Origin of the sequence: Enterococcus sp. AZ095a (genome assembly GCF_050546735.1) — a bacterium.
GTDB classification, from domain to species: Bacteria; Bacillota; Bacilli; order Lactobacillales; family Enterococcaceae; genus Enterococcus_D; species Enterococcus_D entomosocium.
In genome coordinates, this window is record NZ_CP172953.1 from 2,218,144 (window position 1) to 2,232,937 (window position 14,794).

Genomic DNA, 14,794 nt, shown 5'->3' on the forward strand with positions numbered 1-14,794 from the left:
TTACTCTCCTAACCCGTTTTTATCGATAACGTTTTGATACCAATAAAAACTATCTTTCTTGTATCGCGCCAAGTCCAACAGCTGATCGTCCGTACGATTGACATAGATAAACCCGTACCGTTTAGCGATGCCTTCGTGAGTACTGACGAGATCAATGGCACTCCACGGGCAATAGCCGATCACATCGACACCGTCTTCGATCGCCAATGCCATCTGTTTTATGTGCTGCTGCAAGTAGTCGATGCGATAATCATCGTGGATTTTACCATCAGTTGTCAAAACATCCTTGGCACCGATTCCGTTTTCCGTGATCAAAAGAGGCAGACGATAACGGGAATAGATTTCGTTCAACGTAAAGCGAAAGCCTTCTGGATCAATAGGCCAACCGAATTCAGTCATGGGCAAATGGGTGTTTTCTACTACTTGGAAAAAGCCAGGAATCCCGAAACCAGACTGTTGATCGAGTTTTGTCTCTTTTTGAAAATAGCTGCTGACGGTCATCGTATTATAATAATTCAATGCGATGTAATCACATGTTCCAGCTGCCAAAATCTTTCGATCTGCTTCAGTGACTGTCGGTGCTGCACCAATCGTCTCTAACAAATGCCATGCGTTATGGTTGTATGTGCCGAAAACAGCCGCATCTAGGAATAACCAATTTCTCAGCGCACTCATAGAAAGAGCTGCCAGCTGATCGGCTGGTTTTTCAGAAGCTGGATAGACACTGGCGATATTCGGTGCTGGGCCAATCTTGCCGCTAAAATTACCGGCATGAAACTGTTGGGTCACCAATGCTTGGGCCACTAGCATATGGTGATTTTCTTGAAATTTTTCTTTCATGGATTTTTGACTCGTACCAATGACCGAACCAGCAAGTGCCATCACATTTTGCTCGTTGATGGTTTGCCATAGCGGTACTTGATGACCAAAGTTTTCGAACAGTACTTGGCAGTAATCAGCAAATGCTTGGATCGTCTCTCGGTTTTCCCACCCACCTTGCTTCGCGATCGCAACGGGCAGGTCAAAATGGAAAACGGTGACGATCGGTTGAATCTCGTTTTCTAGTAGCAGATCGATCAGTTTTTGATAAAACGCCAATCCTGCTGGGTTGACCTGACCATCGGGCATGACTCGACTCCATGATATGGAAAAACGATAGGCTTTTAACCCTAATTCTTTAAACAATTTCACATCTTCTTCATATCGGTGATAGTGATCTGATGCTACTTTAAAATTAGTGGTCCCTTGCGGAATCTCTTTGATATCTTGCACTGAGGGACCTTTGCCGTCTTCTGCCCATGCGCCCTCTACTTGATAAGCACTAGTGGATGCTCCCCACAAAAATGCTTCCGGAAATTTACTCATCCCACGGTTCCTCCTTGGCTGCGCCGATCAAATTGGCGTCCGCTTGAAAATAAGCGGCTTGGATCGCAACTGGCTGCAGCGTTTTCTCAATGATTGGTGCGGTTTTAAAAATAGTTTGATAGCTGCTAGCTATGGCTTCGATCAAGCGTGGCTGACGGCTGATCCCGCCACCGATAACGATTTTCTCCAGAGCTAAAAGACACTGAAGATCGAAACACAAGACAGCGACTTCTTTGGTATAAGTTAAAAATAAAGCCTCTGCCTCAGGATCAGCAGTTTTCGTAAGGGTATCAAAGACCAAAGGACCATCAGGCGCGATAGCCATACTAGCAGCCAAACGCTCAATTAATCCGACAGCCGAAAGACCGATCCCCACAAAAGAGTCCGCGCCTCTCATTTGTCGGTCACGAATCATAAAACTGACTTCACCAGCTTGTCCATGATGCCCACGATAGAGTTTTCCATTGAGACAAAGACCAACTCCCACGCCGGTTCCTAAAATGATCGCCGCACCATTTTGGATCCCTTGCAGATTGCCGGCTTTCATTTCCCCTAGCGCGGCGGCTTTTGCGTCGTTTTCGACAGTAACCTCTGTCACCATGCCATCGCTTAACTGGCAGATCAATTCTGGCAAATTTACCCCATCAAGGTATGGCAAGGCACCACCAAAGAAGACAGTCCCTGTTTCATTAACTGAACCAGGGACTGCGATAGCCACTTTCGTGAAAGAAACTTGACGGGCATAGCTTTGGAGGATCGTTTTGATAGTTTCACTAAATGCCGCCAGCGTTGCCGGGGTGGGAAAACTTCGTCCGTCGGTGACTTCATTGTTTTCAACCCATCCCGTTTTGATGTGCGTCCCACCGATATCAATTCCTAAATAAACCAAATGTGCCACTTCCTTTGTTTACGCTTGAATTTCTTCCACGACTTTTTCTGTCATTTTTGCTGCTTCACTTGCTTGCTTTTTTTCAGCAGCCATTTCTAATTCGTACTCTTTTTTATCCGCAATTTTTAGAAACGGATACCACATAACAATACCGATCAGCATACAGATGATCATTAAGATCGTGTAGTTAAGCCCTCCTGAAAAGGGCATTTTGATAAAAGTCGGTGTGGTCCATGGCAATAGACTCATGGTTGGATTCAAGCTGATTGGGAGGATCGTTGTTGCCAATCCCCAGGTCACAAAGCCAGCGATCAATTGTGTAAAGACTTGCGGAATAAAGAACAACGGATTCAAAATAATCGGCATCCCGAACATGATTGGCTCTGTGATGTTAAAGATCGACGGGATAAACGACAATTTTCCTAATTGTTTCATTTTTGCCGATTTGCTGCGAATCATAAAGAAAGTCACAAAGCCCATGAAGCCAGCAGCATACATGCCCATATAAATCACTGAAGGAATCAGATAAGGCAGCGCTTGTCCTTGTTGGTAAGCGGCAATATTTGAAACGACCATGGTCATACTAATCGCCCCGAGTGGTCCTTGTAAAACTGCATTATGAATTCCGAAAAACCATAAAACAGCTAATAATTCCATAATGATGATGATCGATAGCGGGCTGGCAACTAAGGAGTTCAACGGCGCATTGATCACATCGATAAAGAATTGGAAAATCGAACCGGATGAAGTAAACCCAAATAAGACACGTAAGACAAAGACGACGACAAAAATGATCGTGACAACAAACACTGGTGCTAAAGATTGGGTTACCATTGGGGGAACACTATCCGGTAGCTTGATCATAATGTTTTTTCTCGATAAGAAAGCATAAAAGCGAGTGACCAACAAAGCGGTCAGCATGCCGATAAACAGTCCTTGCCCGCCTAAGAAATCAAGCTTCAAGGCACCAATCGTTTGTTCCACTGCTTGGCCATCTTGCATGACAGTTGTTGCGACGGTTTGTGGCATCAACATAATGAAACTAGCTAAAGAAATAATCGCTGAATTGCGTTCATTGCTTCCTAATTGTTTTGCGTAAGAATACGCCAAACTGTATACAACATACAAGGCAAAAACGCCAGTTGCTCCGTTGGTGATCGCTTCAACATGCTGGAAGATGCCAATTTTCGTCAAATAGTCCGTCCAACCAGGAATCGGAAAATTTCCAATGATCGTGATAAACGCAATTCCTAAAGTGATGGGACTTGTTCGAATAAACCCCTCCATCAAAGCGGCCAATACTTTGTTTTGTTGTAATTTTTGTGACATTGGTAATAGTTTGCTACTTAAAAATGCTTCTAATTTTTCCATTCTTTCTCACTCCTTTAGTTTAGATCGTTACACTAAGCATCGTTTCTTTTTGATCGATCCGCATTAGGAATCGATAAGTACCTTTGGTTATGTGTTTCTTCCCTTGATTGTCATAGAAAACAAGTTCTGACAACGGCAGTGACAATCTGCGCTCTTTTTCTTCTTGGGGCGCGAATGAGATGAGGTCACTCGCAATTAATTGGCGACTTGGACGAACCATTGCCGCTGGGCGCTGCATGAGATAAATTTGGATGACGGTTTCTGCAGCTATTGCCGATTGGTTTTTCACTCGATAAGCCAAATGGATTGTCTCGCTAGATACTTCACTACCAAGCCATTCACCAGTAAACGAACTGTAACTAAGACCTGTTCCGAATGCGAATAAGGGTTCATTTGATTCATCGCGGTATTTTGACAAAAAGCGATCAGAATGCTCACTATCTGTCAAAGGTCTGCCCGTTGGCAGTTGGGCACTGTATAGTGGGATCTGTCCTTCACTCCGAGGAAAGGTCATCGCCAGTTTTGCCGTCGGAGAAGCCTGCCCACTCAACAGATTGGCGATCCCGATCCCGCCCATCGTTCCTGGATACCATACGAGCAACAGACTATCAAATAATGCTTCCACTTGTGTTAAGACTAACGGTCTGCCAGTGTAAAGCACGCCAATCAAAGGCTTGCCAGTTTTTTTCAACGCTTGGATCAAACGAATTTGTTTCAATGGCAGCTGCAAATGAGCTTTTGATGCCCCTTCGCCGCTCTCCAAAAACTGCTCTCCAAAAGTCAAGACGATAACTTCGGCGGCTTCGGCGGCTTCCATGGCTTCCAAAAGCAACTGATCTTCTGGTTCGATCGGTCCATTCAGCTGTTCGATCCCGGCTTTTAAAGGACCAAATTGCTCATACGAGTCGAATAGATTGTATCCACGAGCAAAGATCAAGTTTTCGGGTGCGAAATGCTGCAGCAAACCGGTTTTTAAAGGAATCGTGTCTTGTGGCTTGCCGCTGACTGACGCCCAAAAACCTAAGGTCAACCGGCTTTCTCCATAAGGACCGATCACAGCGACGGTTTGGTCCTTTTTCAAAGGTAAGCTGCCCTCATTTTTTAACAGCACACAGCTTTTTTCTACTAGCTTAACGGCTAGCTCTTTGGCTTTATCCGACAAAACCTCTCCAGTTTGTTGCGTTTTCAACCCTCGATAGGGTTCCTCAAACAAACCTAATTGATTTTTTAGTACGAGAATTCGCCAGACTGCTTCATCCAGCAACGCGGCTAATTCGGGTTCTTTAATCAGTTCTGGCAAGTGCGTCGCATAGACCGATGTCATCATATCAAAATCAACGCCCGCTTCCAAACCTTTCTGAGCGGCCTCCCGTTCATCTTTGACAAAACCGTGGGGGACCAATTCTTTGATGGCGGCATGATCGGAGACCAGTACCCCATCAAAACCGAAACGTTCGCGCAAAATCTCTCGGTTCAACCAGCGGCTACCCGTTGCAGGTTCACCATTCAATAGGTTGAAGGCCGTCATCACTAGCAGTGCTTGGGCTTCGATCGCCGCTTGATAGGGTTGCAAATATTCATTGAATAAGCGCTGATTGGACATATCGACCGTATTGTATTCTCTGCCCGCTTCGGGTGCACCATAACCAGCAAAATGTTTGATGCAAGCAGCAACGTGATTTTCTGCCACTCCTTGATCAAGATTGCCTTGGTAGCCGGTCACGACGCTTTTAGCAAAACGTTTTGCCGTATACACATCCTCTCCTGGCGACTCCATCACTCTGCCCCAGCGAGGATCGCGAACAAGATCCAGCATGGGTGAAAAGATCACATGAAGGCCATTTTGGTAACATTCTTTGGCGGTCATCTCAGCGGCTTGCCCGATCAAATTAAAATCGTAGGAACCTGCTTGGGCAAGGGGAATCGGAAAAATCGTTCGAAACCCGTAGATGACGTCCGACATAAACAGCATAGGAATCTTTAGTCGGCTGTGTGCTAACGTTTCCCTCTGTAACTGAATCAATTTTTGGTAATCGTTCACATTATAAATCGAACCAATCTCGTGAATCTTCAAATTTGGTGGAAGCCCTAAATCTTGCATCGGGCCAGTAGTCATCACCTCATTTTCAATGACTAAACTGCCATTCAATTGAATCGTCTGAGCGATTTTTTCTTCTGGCGTCAATTGCTGAAACAATTCTTTCAATTTTTTACTATCCATGTTTACTCCTTCCTGTAACCGTTTTATTTATCTGAATTATAGAAAGAATCCTTCCTTAGATATACTAAAAAACTAGTGTTTATAATAAATTGTTTATTGAATGCTAAAAAATTTACGTTATACTAAAAGAAAAAACAATGTTTGGACTTTGAGGTGTCTCATGAACAAAACAACACTTACGACCGCCATGGATCTGCTTTATCGCAAATATTTGATCCCGATGATTCTCTTGGATCAAGAAGGGACTCCGCTGTATCCCCCACTCACCTTAACAGCCAAGAATCCTCTGAAACACTATTTGGAAGAAACGAACGGCCCAGTTGCAAATCTCTATCATTTCGGCAAATATATGCTTGGTTGTTTTGCGTTTCAGTTAGCTGGAAAAACCTGTTATATGGTCATCGGACCCTGTGGAGTGATTGGTACACCAGATACGTCTTACCTATTTCTTGAACATGAATACCACTACAATGTGCACTATTCCAAAGAAGACAAATACTCCTTTGAAGAATACATCCAGCTGCTTTATACGCTGTTTGCGGAGCAGCCGTTGGCAAAAGACCAAATCCATTGGCATTACCAAACTGAATCCCACGACCGATCCATGCAAACAGATCTTAGCTTGGAAACCAATCTTTATGAACGCCGTGTGCATGAAGCTACCTTTGATTCCTATCATTTTGAATTGCGCTATCTTGACTACATCAAACGAAACGAGCCGGAAAAAGTAGTCTGGGTATTTAACAAAATGAAAGAGACCTACAGTGTTTCCCTTTCCCCTCATGAACTGGAAGGCTTAAAACTAAAGTTTTCGGCCTTTGTCGCTGTCGTGACCCGCATGAGCATTGATGAAGGAGTACCAGTCAACCAAGCATTCGGCTTATCTGATTCATTGATCCAAGGTCTGGTTTATATTCATTCTGCCGAGGAGTGCCTCCGCTATATCAAAGAAGCCACCTACCGCTTTATGGAGCTTCTGCATAGCTATCCGCTGGCGCAAAAATCACTGTTGGTCAAGACGATTGTTAATTATGTCGACAGCCATCTCTATGAAAAAGTGACCATTGATGATCTCGCAGCCATCACTCAAAAACATAAGACCCATCTATGTAATCAGTTCAAAAAAGAAATGAACAAAACGATCCACAGCTACATTCAGGAACGAAAGATCAGCGAAGCCAAGCATCTATTGCTGTTCACAGATTTTTCCTACGAAAAAATCAGCACCCAGTTGGCATTCGCCAATCAAAGCCATTTTATCCGCAATTTCAAAGCAGTTACGGGGCAAACACCAAAAGAATTTAAAGAGAAACATTACGCTCATGCTTTAAGTTAAAGACACAATTTCCGAAAAAATGCTCAGAAACAATGGTTATTATTTTTAATAACAAACGTTGTAAGCTATCCTTTTACTCAAATCAATTTGAATGAGGAGAGATAAAATGATCCAACTTGCTCGCTTGATCTTTTGGGTACCAGTCATCTTTTTTTCGTTAGGATTGATCATCGTAACGAAACGATTGCCGCGTTTCACATGGGTTTCCTTATCCATCACGGTTTCTTTAGTGATCTTTGTTTGTAAGATTTTAGAGTATTCCTATACGATGCCTGACATGCAGCTAACTTTCTATTTTATGGGTTTCTTGATTTCGGCTAGTCTTCTTTGTTTTATTTTCTACTTGAGGATCAGAAAACGGTGAATGACAGTGGCGGGTTTTCCACGTAAATTAGTCAGGTCCCCAGTAACTAAGGACCAATAGCTTCATCAAATACACGGGTTTCTTCCTATCTTTTTAAAGAACTCCCCTCCCCTGAAAAGGGGCTTTTTTATTGCTAGTTCTGATTCTAACCTCAAGCTTACTGTGTTACTCTAGAAAGATTCGAATCAAAATACAAGGATGTGCCACTCGTTTTTCTCCCCCCTTCCTGCACACGATCGTTATTCCATGAGCTCCTTGCCTTTTTAACGAACTAAATATATAATGAATTTGCAAAATAATAACACAAAAGAACAAATCATCTATCCTCATAAAAGGAGCTTACCCTATGAACTGGCTGACCTTTGTCGTCCAACCACTGACCCTGCTGTTTTTTCTTACAGTATTCTCTCTCGTCTATTTGATGCCCGAATCCCTTGTGCCTAAGCCCAAAATGAAAAAATGGGCGTTGACTGTTTCATTGATCTTTCTAGCATGGCAGCTGCTAACCCCCTTTCTCTTCTTTTTTTACTGAGCACAACAAAAAAGCGGCTCTCTTTTTTGAGAGCCGCTTTGGTTTATTTTTAATCCTGTAACAAACTACCGCCATTGGTAGCAATGACTTCTTTGTACCAGTAAAAACTATCTTTACGGGAACGGTCAAAGCTACCGTTTCCTTCATCATCCGCGTCTACATAGACAAAGCCGTAGCGTTTCGACATTTCTGACGTTGAAGCCGAAACTAAGTCGGTACAACCCCAAGGCGTATAGCCCATCAATTCCACACCATCTTCGATCGCTTCATACATTTGTTCGATATGCGCCTTCAAATAATCGATTCGATAGCTGTCATGGATCGAACCATCCTCTTCCACCGTATCCAAGGCACCTAAGCCGTTTTCAACGATAAACAATGGTACTTGGTAGCGGTCGTACAAGTTATTCAAAGTCACACGCAAGCCGATTGGATCGATTTGCCACCCCCAGTCAGAGGCTTCCAAGTAAGGGTTTGATTCGCCTAAAGAAAAGTTGCCGGCCGTTGCTTCGCCGCCTTCTTCAGGATTGTGGCGGGCAATAGAACTCATGTAGTAAGAAAAGGACATGAAGTCGACAGGGTATTGCGCAAGAATGTCTAAATCGCCATCTTCGAAGGTCACTTCGATGCCGTTTTCTTTAAAGAAGCGCTTCGTATACGCTGGATACTTCCCACGAACTTGGACATCAGAGAAGAAGAGATTCTCGTGGTCACGCTTGATTTCTTCCATCACATCTGCTGGATTTGGTGTAGCTGGGTAGGCTTGCATCCGTGCCAACATCATCCCTACTTTGATATCAGGATTGATTTCGTGGGCAAATTTTGTTGCTAAACTAGAAGCCACAAATTGATGATGCACAGCTTGATACATGTCAGAAAGATTTTGCGTGCCATCTTCAGATAACAAGGCACCGCCAACATAGCCAGAGATCCCCATGATATTGATTTCATTGAAGGTCAACCAATATTTGACTTTGTCTTTGTAGCGGGTCAACACAGTTTCTGCGTATTTGACGAACAAATCGATCACTTGGCGATTTTTCCAGCCGCCATAGTTTAACGCGATCCCGATAGGTGTTTCGTAGTGAGAGAGGGTCACTAAGGGTTCGATCCCGTATTTTGCACACTCATCAAACACGTTGTCATAAAATTGCAAACCTTCTTCATTTGGCTGAACATCGTCACCATTTGGAAAAATTCTTGACCAAGCGATGGACAGACGGAACGTTTTAAAGCCCATCTCTGCGTACAAGGCGATATCTTCTTTGTAACGATGATAGAAATCTGATCCCCAACGTTTTGGATACAAGCCTTCTTTGTCATTTAAGGCAAACAAGACTTTTTCCCGAGTCATTGGTGCAGCAAATTCTGCCATGTTTTTGCGGTCTTCTGGTTTGACAGCGATCGCCGTATCGGATGTCGCTGGGCCACGTCCGCCTTCGTTCCATGCTCCTTCAAATTGGTTGGCTGCAGTGGCGCCGCCCCATAAAAAGCCTTCTGGAAATTGTTTTTCTGTCATGATTAGCCTACTTTCTTTTTCTTTATTTATCGACACAGCGGATCAGCAAGAAAGCATTCTTACTGATCCTACGACGTGCCGATAAACGCATTTATTTTACGACTTCGATCAAATTGTCGTTCGCTGTTACTTCTTTTGACTGTGTCGTTTGGATGTCACTGTAGTCGTTAGAGTTTGTGACGATGACTGGTGTCAGTAAGGAATAGCCTTCCGCACGAATCGCTTCAGTATCAAATGAGATCAATTTTTGACCGGCTTTGACTTTGTCTCCTTGGTTGATGTAGGCAGTAAAGTGATTGCCTTCAAGTTCCACCGTATTCATGCCGATGTGGATCAATAATTCTGTCCCATCCTCAGTGACTAAGCCGATGGCATGTTTTGTTGGAAACAAGATTTTGACTTCTGCATCTGCTGGAGCAGTGATTTCACCGATCGCTGGTTCAACGGCGATCCCTTTTCCCATAGCACCTGAAGAAAAGACTTTGTCTTCCACATCTGCTAAAGCAACCACTTGACCGGTTACTGGACTTTTGACTGTTTCATCTTTGACGCTGGCAGAAACGGTTTTTACTTCTGGTGCTGGTGCTGCTGGTGTTGCTTGACCGTCGACTGGTGAATCAACAGTTGTATACAAAGTTGGTACTTTCAATAACATCATGATGATAAATGACGCTACGATTGCAATAACTGTACCGATGGCTAAGTGGATCACGCTATGGAAGCTGCCTGTTGCTGGATCGATATATGCAGGATACAAGAAGATGCCCATACCGCCCATTGCGTAACCAGTGACGTTAAAGATTGACAAGTAGATACCAACGAAACCTGAAACTAAACAAGAAACGATAAATGGTGTTTTCATTGGCAAAGTGTAACCGTAGATCGCAGGTTCAGTCACACCGAAGATCGATGAGATCAATGCTGGCATTGCGCCTTGTTTGACTTTTGGTTCTTTCGTTTTCAACCAAATCGCTGCTAGCACACCCGTTTGCGTGAAACATGGTAGCACTGCGGCGGTCAAAATAATCGAAGAGCCGTTTTGCGCCATATCCATGATCGCCAATGGCACAAGACCCCAGTGAAGACCAAACATTACCAATACTTGCCATAATGCCCCTAAAGCAAATCCATAAATGATTGGGCTGAAATCATAAACCGCTTGGAAAGCAATACCGATCCAGCTAGATGCTGTATTTGCGACTGGACCTACCACAAAGAAGGTCAACGGCACAGTGATCAAAATCGTTACAAAAGGAACCACAAACATTTTGACTACATCAGGTGTAACTTTGCGCATAAACTGTTCAATTTTCGAAGCGACAAAAATCGCTAAAATAATCGGCAGTACGCTATTAAAGTAGCCACCTGCTGGTAAGGTCAAGGTTAGACCAAAGACTTTGCTCGCTTCAGCAACGCTTTCTGCTAAACCAGGATAGACCATCGCACCTGCAATCGCTAATGCTGTATAGGTATTCATCTTGAATTTCTTTGCAGCAGTTACGGCTAAGATCATAGGTAAGTATTGGAACAAACCATCGCCTAGGGTATTCATTACTACATAGATTCCATTGGTCGCTTCCATCCCAGTTGCTGCAAGTAGCGCCGTGATCCCTTTTAAAATACCGGCTGCCGCTAATGGACCTAAGAACGGTTGAAACAAGCTTGAGATGACATCGATAAAGCGGTCAAACAAACTGCCTTTCTTTTCGTCGCCTTCGTCGATATCAAGACTGCCGCCATCGGCTAATCCGCCGACTTTCAGCACTTCATCGTAAACATCTGGCACATGATTACCGATAACCACTTGGTATTGTCCGCCTGCTTTGACAACGGTCACGACACCGTCACGTTTTTGCAAATAATCTGTGTCTGCTTTGCTTTCGTCTTTTAAGTGGAAACGTAAGCGAGTCACACAGTGTTTTACAGAAGAGACATTTTCTTTGCCGCCAACGTGGGCCAAAATGTCTTGTGCTAATTCAGTATATTTTGCCATTTTGATTTCTCCTTTTTAATAGATCATTTAATAAAAATAAAAAGACCGGCCATTTCTACAATAAACAAGCAGGAGTATCACCCATAAAAAACGAGACGGGTCTCCTCAACGAGTATTGTAAGAAAGTGCAGGTCTTGCCAGCCGAACTGTAACGAATCCATTTCCATTCTTAGGTTAATTTTGAGTGAGCGGCTAAGTTACCGATATGCAGAATCAAATACATCAATTCCATATCGTTGACATGCCAGCCCTTTTGTTCAAATAAGTATTCTTTGATCGAATCTGCGGTTTCTTTTTCTTTCGGATAGCTGCTGAAAGCCAAGGCAATCATCGGATTAGCCAATACTGGCTCTTCTTTTTCTTGACTTTGTCGAATTAAATAATAGCGAATGTGGGTCACAAACCGTTGGAAGTAGGAAGAATTCTCATCGTACTCGATGTTCATGCTATACTTAACGATCCGTAAAATATTGTTGGTCAACTCGGTGTGCTCATAGGCACTTTGATTGGCGCTTTTTTCAATTTGCGCATTGACGAAATGCAAAGTGATAAACGCAGCTTCTTCTTGCGAAAAATCGGGATACAGCTCTTTGCGGATCAACTCGACCGCTTGGACACTGACCGCATATTCCTTGGCATAGATTTTCTTGATTTCCCAATGCATGGGATTGGTCAAAACAATTTCTTGCTTTTGACGACTGATGGCAAACAAGATATGATCCATCAGTGTGAAATAAACGTTTGGATTGAAATCGGTTCCAACACTTTCCCGAAAAAGACGCACGATTTCATAAATGACGGCCATTTGTTTCTCGTCAGCCTTCGTCATGACTTTCGACATATGTTCCACTGTCAAGTCATCTTCTGGGTAGTATTTTTTTTCGATTCGCTCAGCCGGAATCAGGTCACCCGGTTTCGTTTGAAAGCCGATCCCTTTTCCCATTAGGATCACTTCAACTTCATCTTCTTTTGAAAGTACAACATTGTTGTTGATCCTCTTGATAATCTTCACGAACGATCCTCCTTGATCAGCATAGCGCATACACAGCTTTGCATCGTTTGACGTCTATGCAGAAGGTCTTGTATTTTTTTCTTTCTCTGACTTGCCATTAAGTGACGAGGTAAATGTCTGCTCCAGGCAGTACTGCAGGATATCGTCAAACCTAGCTGGCACTTCATTGCGTTTTACTTCTCCCCTCCTTTGATGATCAATGACTGGACCTTACCTTGGAACCGGTTCTTTTTTAGCGAATAGAAATAATGGAGCAAAAAAAGAAGACCAAAGCAAAAAAGTGTACAACCCAAGAAACTTTGGGTAATCAATGCACTTTTTTCCTCTGGTCTTGCCTGCCGAACAGTAACGAATCCAGTAATGAGAACACTCTCGTGTTCCGTTGAGATAATAGTACTCATTCTGAGAAAAAATGTCAACACTTTTTTTGCAAACGTTTTTCTTTTTTGTTTTTGACTTTTTTTCACTATCTTTCTCACTGAATTTCTTTTCTAGCTTTGGTCTTTTAGTTCACTTGAAATACAAGGTTTACTGTGTAGCACAATAAGACCACAAAAAACCGTAATCTTCGTGCATTACGGTCATAGCTGGAAGTATGATGCTTGAAAGACGATCAATCACAAAGAATCAGAAAATTGGGGAAGGTCTGGTGCATGACAGACATTCAACGGGACTGACCACCTTGCGCGATTCATGCGTTTCATGACTTCCACAAACGAAAAGGTCTCTTTGAGTGGGGGAATCAACCAAATAACCTTTCGATTCTTCAAGATCTTCTCTTTCCTGCTTAGAATGTTCGCAGTTCGCCGCGAAAAAAGCAGGACGTAAACTAAATTTCATTTATCAATCTGTCACTGATCCTTCAATGACAAGTTTCTAAATGAAAGCCTGTACTAGTTTTTAAATGGGTTGATTTCCCAAGGACCAAATGGTTCAAATTCCATGAAAAACGACCTCCTTTATTATTTGCTATACCCTATTATATTTGATAACATGTTATTAAAATCACATTGTTCAGAAATGCGTCACAATTAAGGAGGTCCCCCATGAAACAGCAAGGCTCTTTAATCAAAAAACTGCGCACAGATCGCAAAATCTCGCAAGCCAAGCTTGCCGAAGGTATTTCCTCTCGCACCACCCTTTCTTCTTTCGAAAATCGCAAAACAAATCTCTCTTCACAAACCTTGTTTGACTACTTAGACAAAATGAATATCACGGTTCATGAGTTCAGTCTGTTGATCGACAGCGAAGCCACAGGTCAAAAACGTCAGCTGGTGCAAGATTTCTATACCCGATACTATGATCGAACACTGACTATCGACTACTTGACTAGCCTTGAGGAACGCTACTTTGAGACACAAAATTTTTTTTATTATTCTTTGTATGTCCAAGGCCTGCTGCTGCTCAACCGTGAATCATTTCTGATGAATCGAGGAGCTTACACCCAAGAAGTTGAACTGGTAAAGCAATACTTGTTTGATATCGAAACATGGGGGCGCTTTGAGTTAAACTTATTCTCAAATTTGTTATTTATTTTTGACCAAGAAACCATCAGTTATTACTTAGATCATGGGATCAAAAAAATCCTTCACTACGCCAATGATCCCTTTTATGCAAATTTGTTAAGTGTTGTGATCTTAAATGGCTGCGCCTTTGCCAGTGAAAGTAAGGATTCCTATCTGCTTAACAAGTTTCTGCTTTTGTCTCATCCCTTGCCTAATACACCTCTGTATTTTTATTTGAAAATCCATCAAGTCTTGTATCAAGAAATTTACTCCTATTTGCAATCTTCTCAATTAAACAAAGAAGTGTTAAGAAACAGCTTAATCGTTATCGAACAAGCCGGTTACCAGAACCATAAAAATGACCTGCAAAACTTGATTCATACCGTGACGAATATCTCCATTTAACATTCTTCCCTTTGAATCATCCTATATCCTTACAAACATGATTTATCTTTTTCGTAAACGCCTGTCTGCTTATTGAAGGACAGGCGTTTTTCAGTCAAATGCTAGCCTAACTTGTACACAAAAAACCAGTTAGGTGCGTAGACCTAACTGGTTTTCGGGCTAAAATCTTAAAACGTATCTGGTTTATCCTGACCCAGATTTGATTTTACACAACTCATCCCTCCGGTTAACTATAGAAGTAAACTGAGCTGGCTTTTCAGAAAACGACAAAAGCGTTGTTCT

The 14,794-nt window shown here is 42.7% G+C and carries 11 protein-coding genes; 4 read left to right on the forward strand and 7 right to left on the reverse strand.

Going from position 1 to position 14,794, the window contains the following annotated elements; all coding sequences use genetic code 11:
• From IGJ26_RS10325 to IGJ26_RS10340, 4 genes are read right to left on the reverse strand one after another with little or no spacing between them, the layout of a single operon-like run.
• The gene (locus tag IGJ26_RS10325; protein WP_061054303.1) at positions 1-1,365 is read right to left on the reverse strand and encodes a glycoside hydrolase family 1 protein; all 1,365 of its coding nucleotides are present in this window, start codon (positions 1,363-1,365) and stop codon (positions 1-3) included.
• A complete protein-coding gene (locus IGJ26_RS10330; RefSeq protein WP_061054304.1) occupies positions 1,358-2,263 on the reverse strand; it encodes an ROK family protein in 906 nt (301 codons plus the stop codon). Before IGJ26_RS10330 ends, IGJ26_RS10325 begins: the two co-directional genes overlap by 8 nt.
• Before the next feature lie 9 nt (positions 2,264-2,272).
• Positions 2,273-3,625, reverse strand: a complete 1,353-nt coding sequence (locus tag IGJ26_RS10335) for a PTS transporter subunit EIIC (protein WP_194199554.1) — start codon at positions 3,623-3,625, stop codon at positions 2,273-2,275.
• 19 nt (positions 3,626-3,644) lie between these two features.
• On the reverse strand, positions 3,645-5,846 hold the full coding sequence (locus IGJ26_RS10340; RefSeq protein WP_194199553.1) for a glycoside hydrolase family 3 N-terminal domain-containing protein: 2,202 nt from the start codon (positions 5,844-5,846) through the stop codon (positions 3,645-3,647).
• A 160-nt stretch (positions 5,847-6,006) separates the two neighbouring features.
• Here IGJ26_RS10340 and IGJ26_RS10345 point away from each other — a divergent pair, with 160 nt between their 5' ends.
• The 3 genes from IGJ26_RS10345 to IGJ26_RS10355 all read left to right on the forward strand — a co-directional run bounded on the left by IGJ26_RS10345 (position 6,007) and on the right by IGJ26_RS10355 (position 8,078).
• Entirely contained in the window at positions 6,007-7,182 is a 1,176-nt protein-coding gene (locus tag IGJ26_RS10345; RefSeq protein WP_008378650.1) for a helix-turn-helix transcriptional regulator, read from the forward strand.
• Between the two features lie 106 nt (positions 7,183-7,288).
• Complete coding sequence (locus IGJ26_RS10350) at positions 7,289-7,546, forward strand: hypothetical protein (RefSeq protein ID WP_005235163.1); 258 nt, start codon at positions 7,289-7,291, stop codon at positions 7,544-7,546.
• 346 nt (positions 7,547-7,892) lie between these two features.
• A complete protein-coding gene (locus tag IGJ26_RS10355) occupies positions 7,893-8,078 on the forward strand; it encodes a hypothetical protein (RefSeq protein ID WP_008378656.1) in 186 nt (61 codons plus the stop codon).
• 49 nt (positions 8,079-8,127) lie between these two features.
• On the opposite strand, the gene IGJ26_RS10360 is transcribed toward IGJ26_RS10355, so the two are convergent.
• The 3 genes from IGJ26_RS10360 to IGJ26_RS10370 form a co-directional block, all read right to left on the reverse strand.
• The gene (locus IGJ26_RS10360; RefSeq protein ID WP_086299326.1) at positions 8,128-9,597 is read right to left on the reverse strand and encodes a glycoside hydrolase family 1 protein; all 1,470 of its coding nucleotides are present in this window, start codon (positions 9,595-9,597) and stop codon (positions 8,128-8,130) included.
• Positions 9,598-9,688: 91 nt separating this feature from the next.
• Positions 9,689-11,590 carry a beta-glucoside-specific PTS transporter subunit IIABC gene (locus IGJ26_RS10365; RefSeq protein WP_016613444.1) on the reverse strand — a complete coding sequence of 634 codons (1,902 nt, stop codon included), beginning with the start codon at positions 11,588-11,590 and terminating at the stop codon, positions 9,689-9,691.
• 169 nt (positions 11,591-11,759) lie between these two features.
• Complete coding sequence (locus IGJ26_RS10370; RefSeq protein ID WP_008378663.1) at positions 11,760-12,602, reverse strand: PRD domain-containing protein; 843 nt, start codon at positions 12,600-12,602, stop codon at positions 11,760-11,762.
• Positions 12,603-13,648: 1,046 nt separating this feature from the next.
• On the opposite strand from IGJ26_RS10370, the gene IGJ26_RS10375 reads away from it, so the two are divergent.
• Positions 13,649-14,512, forward strand: coding sequence for a helix-turn-helix domain-containing protein (locus tag IGJ26_RS10375; RefSeq protein ID WP_016613447.1), 864 nt, complete (start codon positions 13,649-13,651; stop codon positions 14,510-14,512).
• The last annotated feature ends 282 nt before the right edge of the window (positions 14,513-14,794 follow it).

Excerpts from the sequence above, each read along its gene's own strand:
- IGJ26_RS10325 (WP_061054303.1), bottom strand. The coding sequence starts at position 1,365 with ATGAGTAAATTTCCGGAAGCATTTTTGTGGGGAGCATCCACTAGTGCT.
- IGJ26_RS10335 (WP_194199554.1), bottom strand. The coding sequence starts at position 3,625 with ATGGAAAAATTAGAAGCATTTTTAAGTAGCAAACTATTACCAATGTCA.
- IGJ26_RS10340 (WP_194199553.1), bottom strand. The coding sequence starts at position 5,846 with ATGGATAGTAAAAAATTGAAAGAATTGTTTCAGCAATTGACGCCAGAA.
- IGJ26_RS10345 (WP_008378650.1), top strand. The coding sequence starts at position 6,007 with ATGAACAAAACAACACTTACGACCGCCATGGATCTGCTTTATCGCAAA.
- IGJ26_RS10350 (WP_005235163.1), top strand. The coding sequence starts at position 7,289 with ATGATCCAACTTGCTCGCTTGATCTTTTGGGTACCAGTCATCTTTTTT.
- IGJ26_RS10355 (WP_008378656.1), top strand. The coding sequence starts at position 7,893 with ATGAACTGGCTGACCTTTGTCGTCCAACCACTGACCCTGCTGTTTTTT.
- IGJ26_RS10360 (WP_086299326.1), bottom strand. The coding sequence starts at position 9,597 with ATGACAGAAAAACAATTTCCAGAAGGCTTTTTATGGGGCGGCGCCACT.
- IGJ26_RS10365 (WP_016613444.1), bottom strand. The coding sequence starts at position 11,590 with ATGGCAAAATATACTGAATTAGCACAAGACATTTTGGCCCACGTTGGC.
- IGJ26_RS10375 (WP_016613447.1), top strand. The coding sequence starts at position 13,649 with ATGAAACAGCAAGGCTCTTTAATCAAAAAACTGCGCACAGATCGCAAA.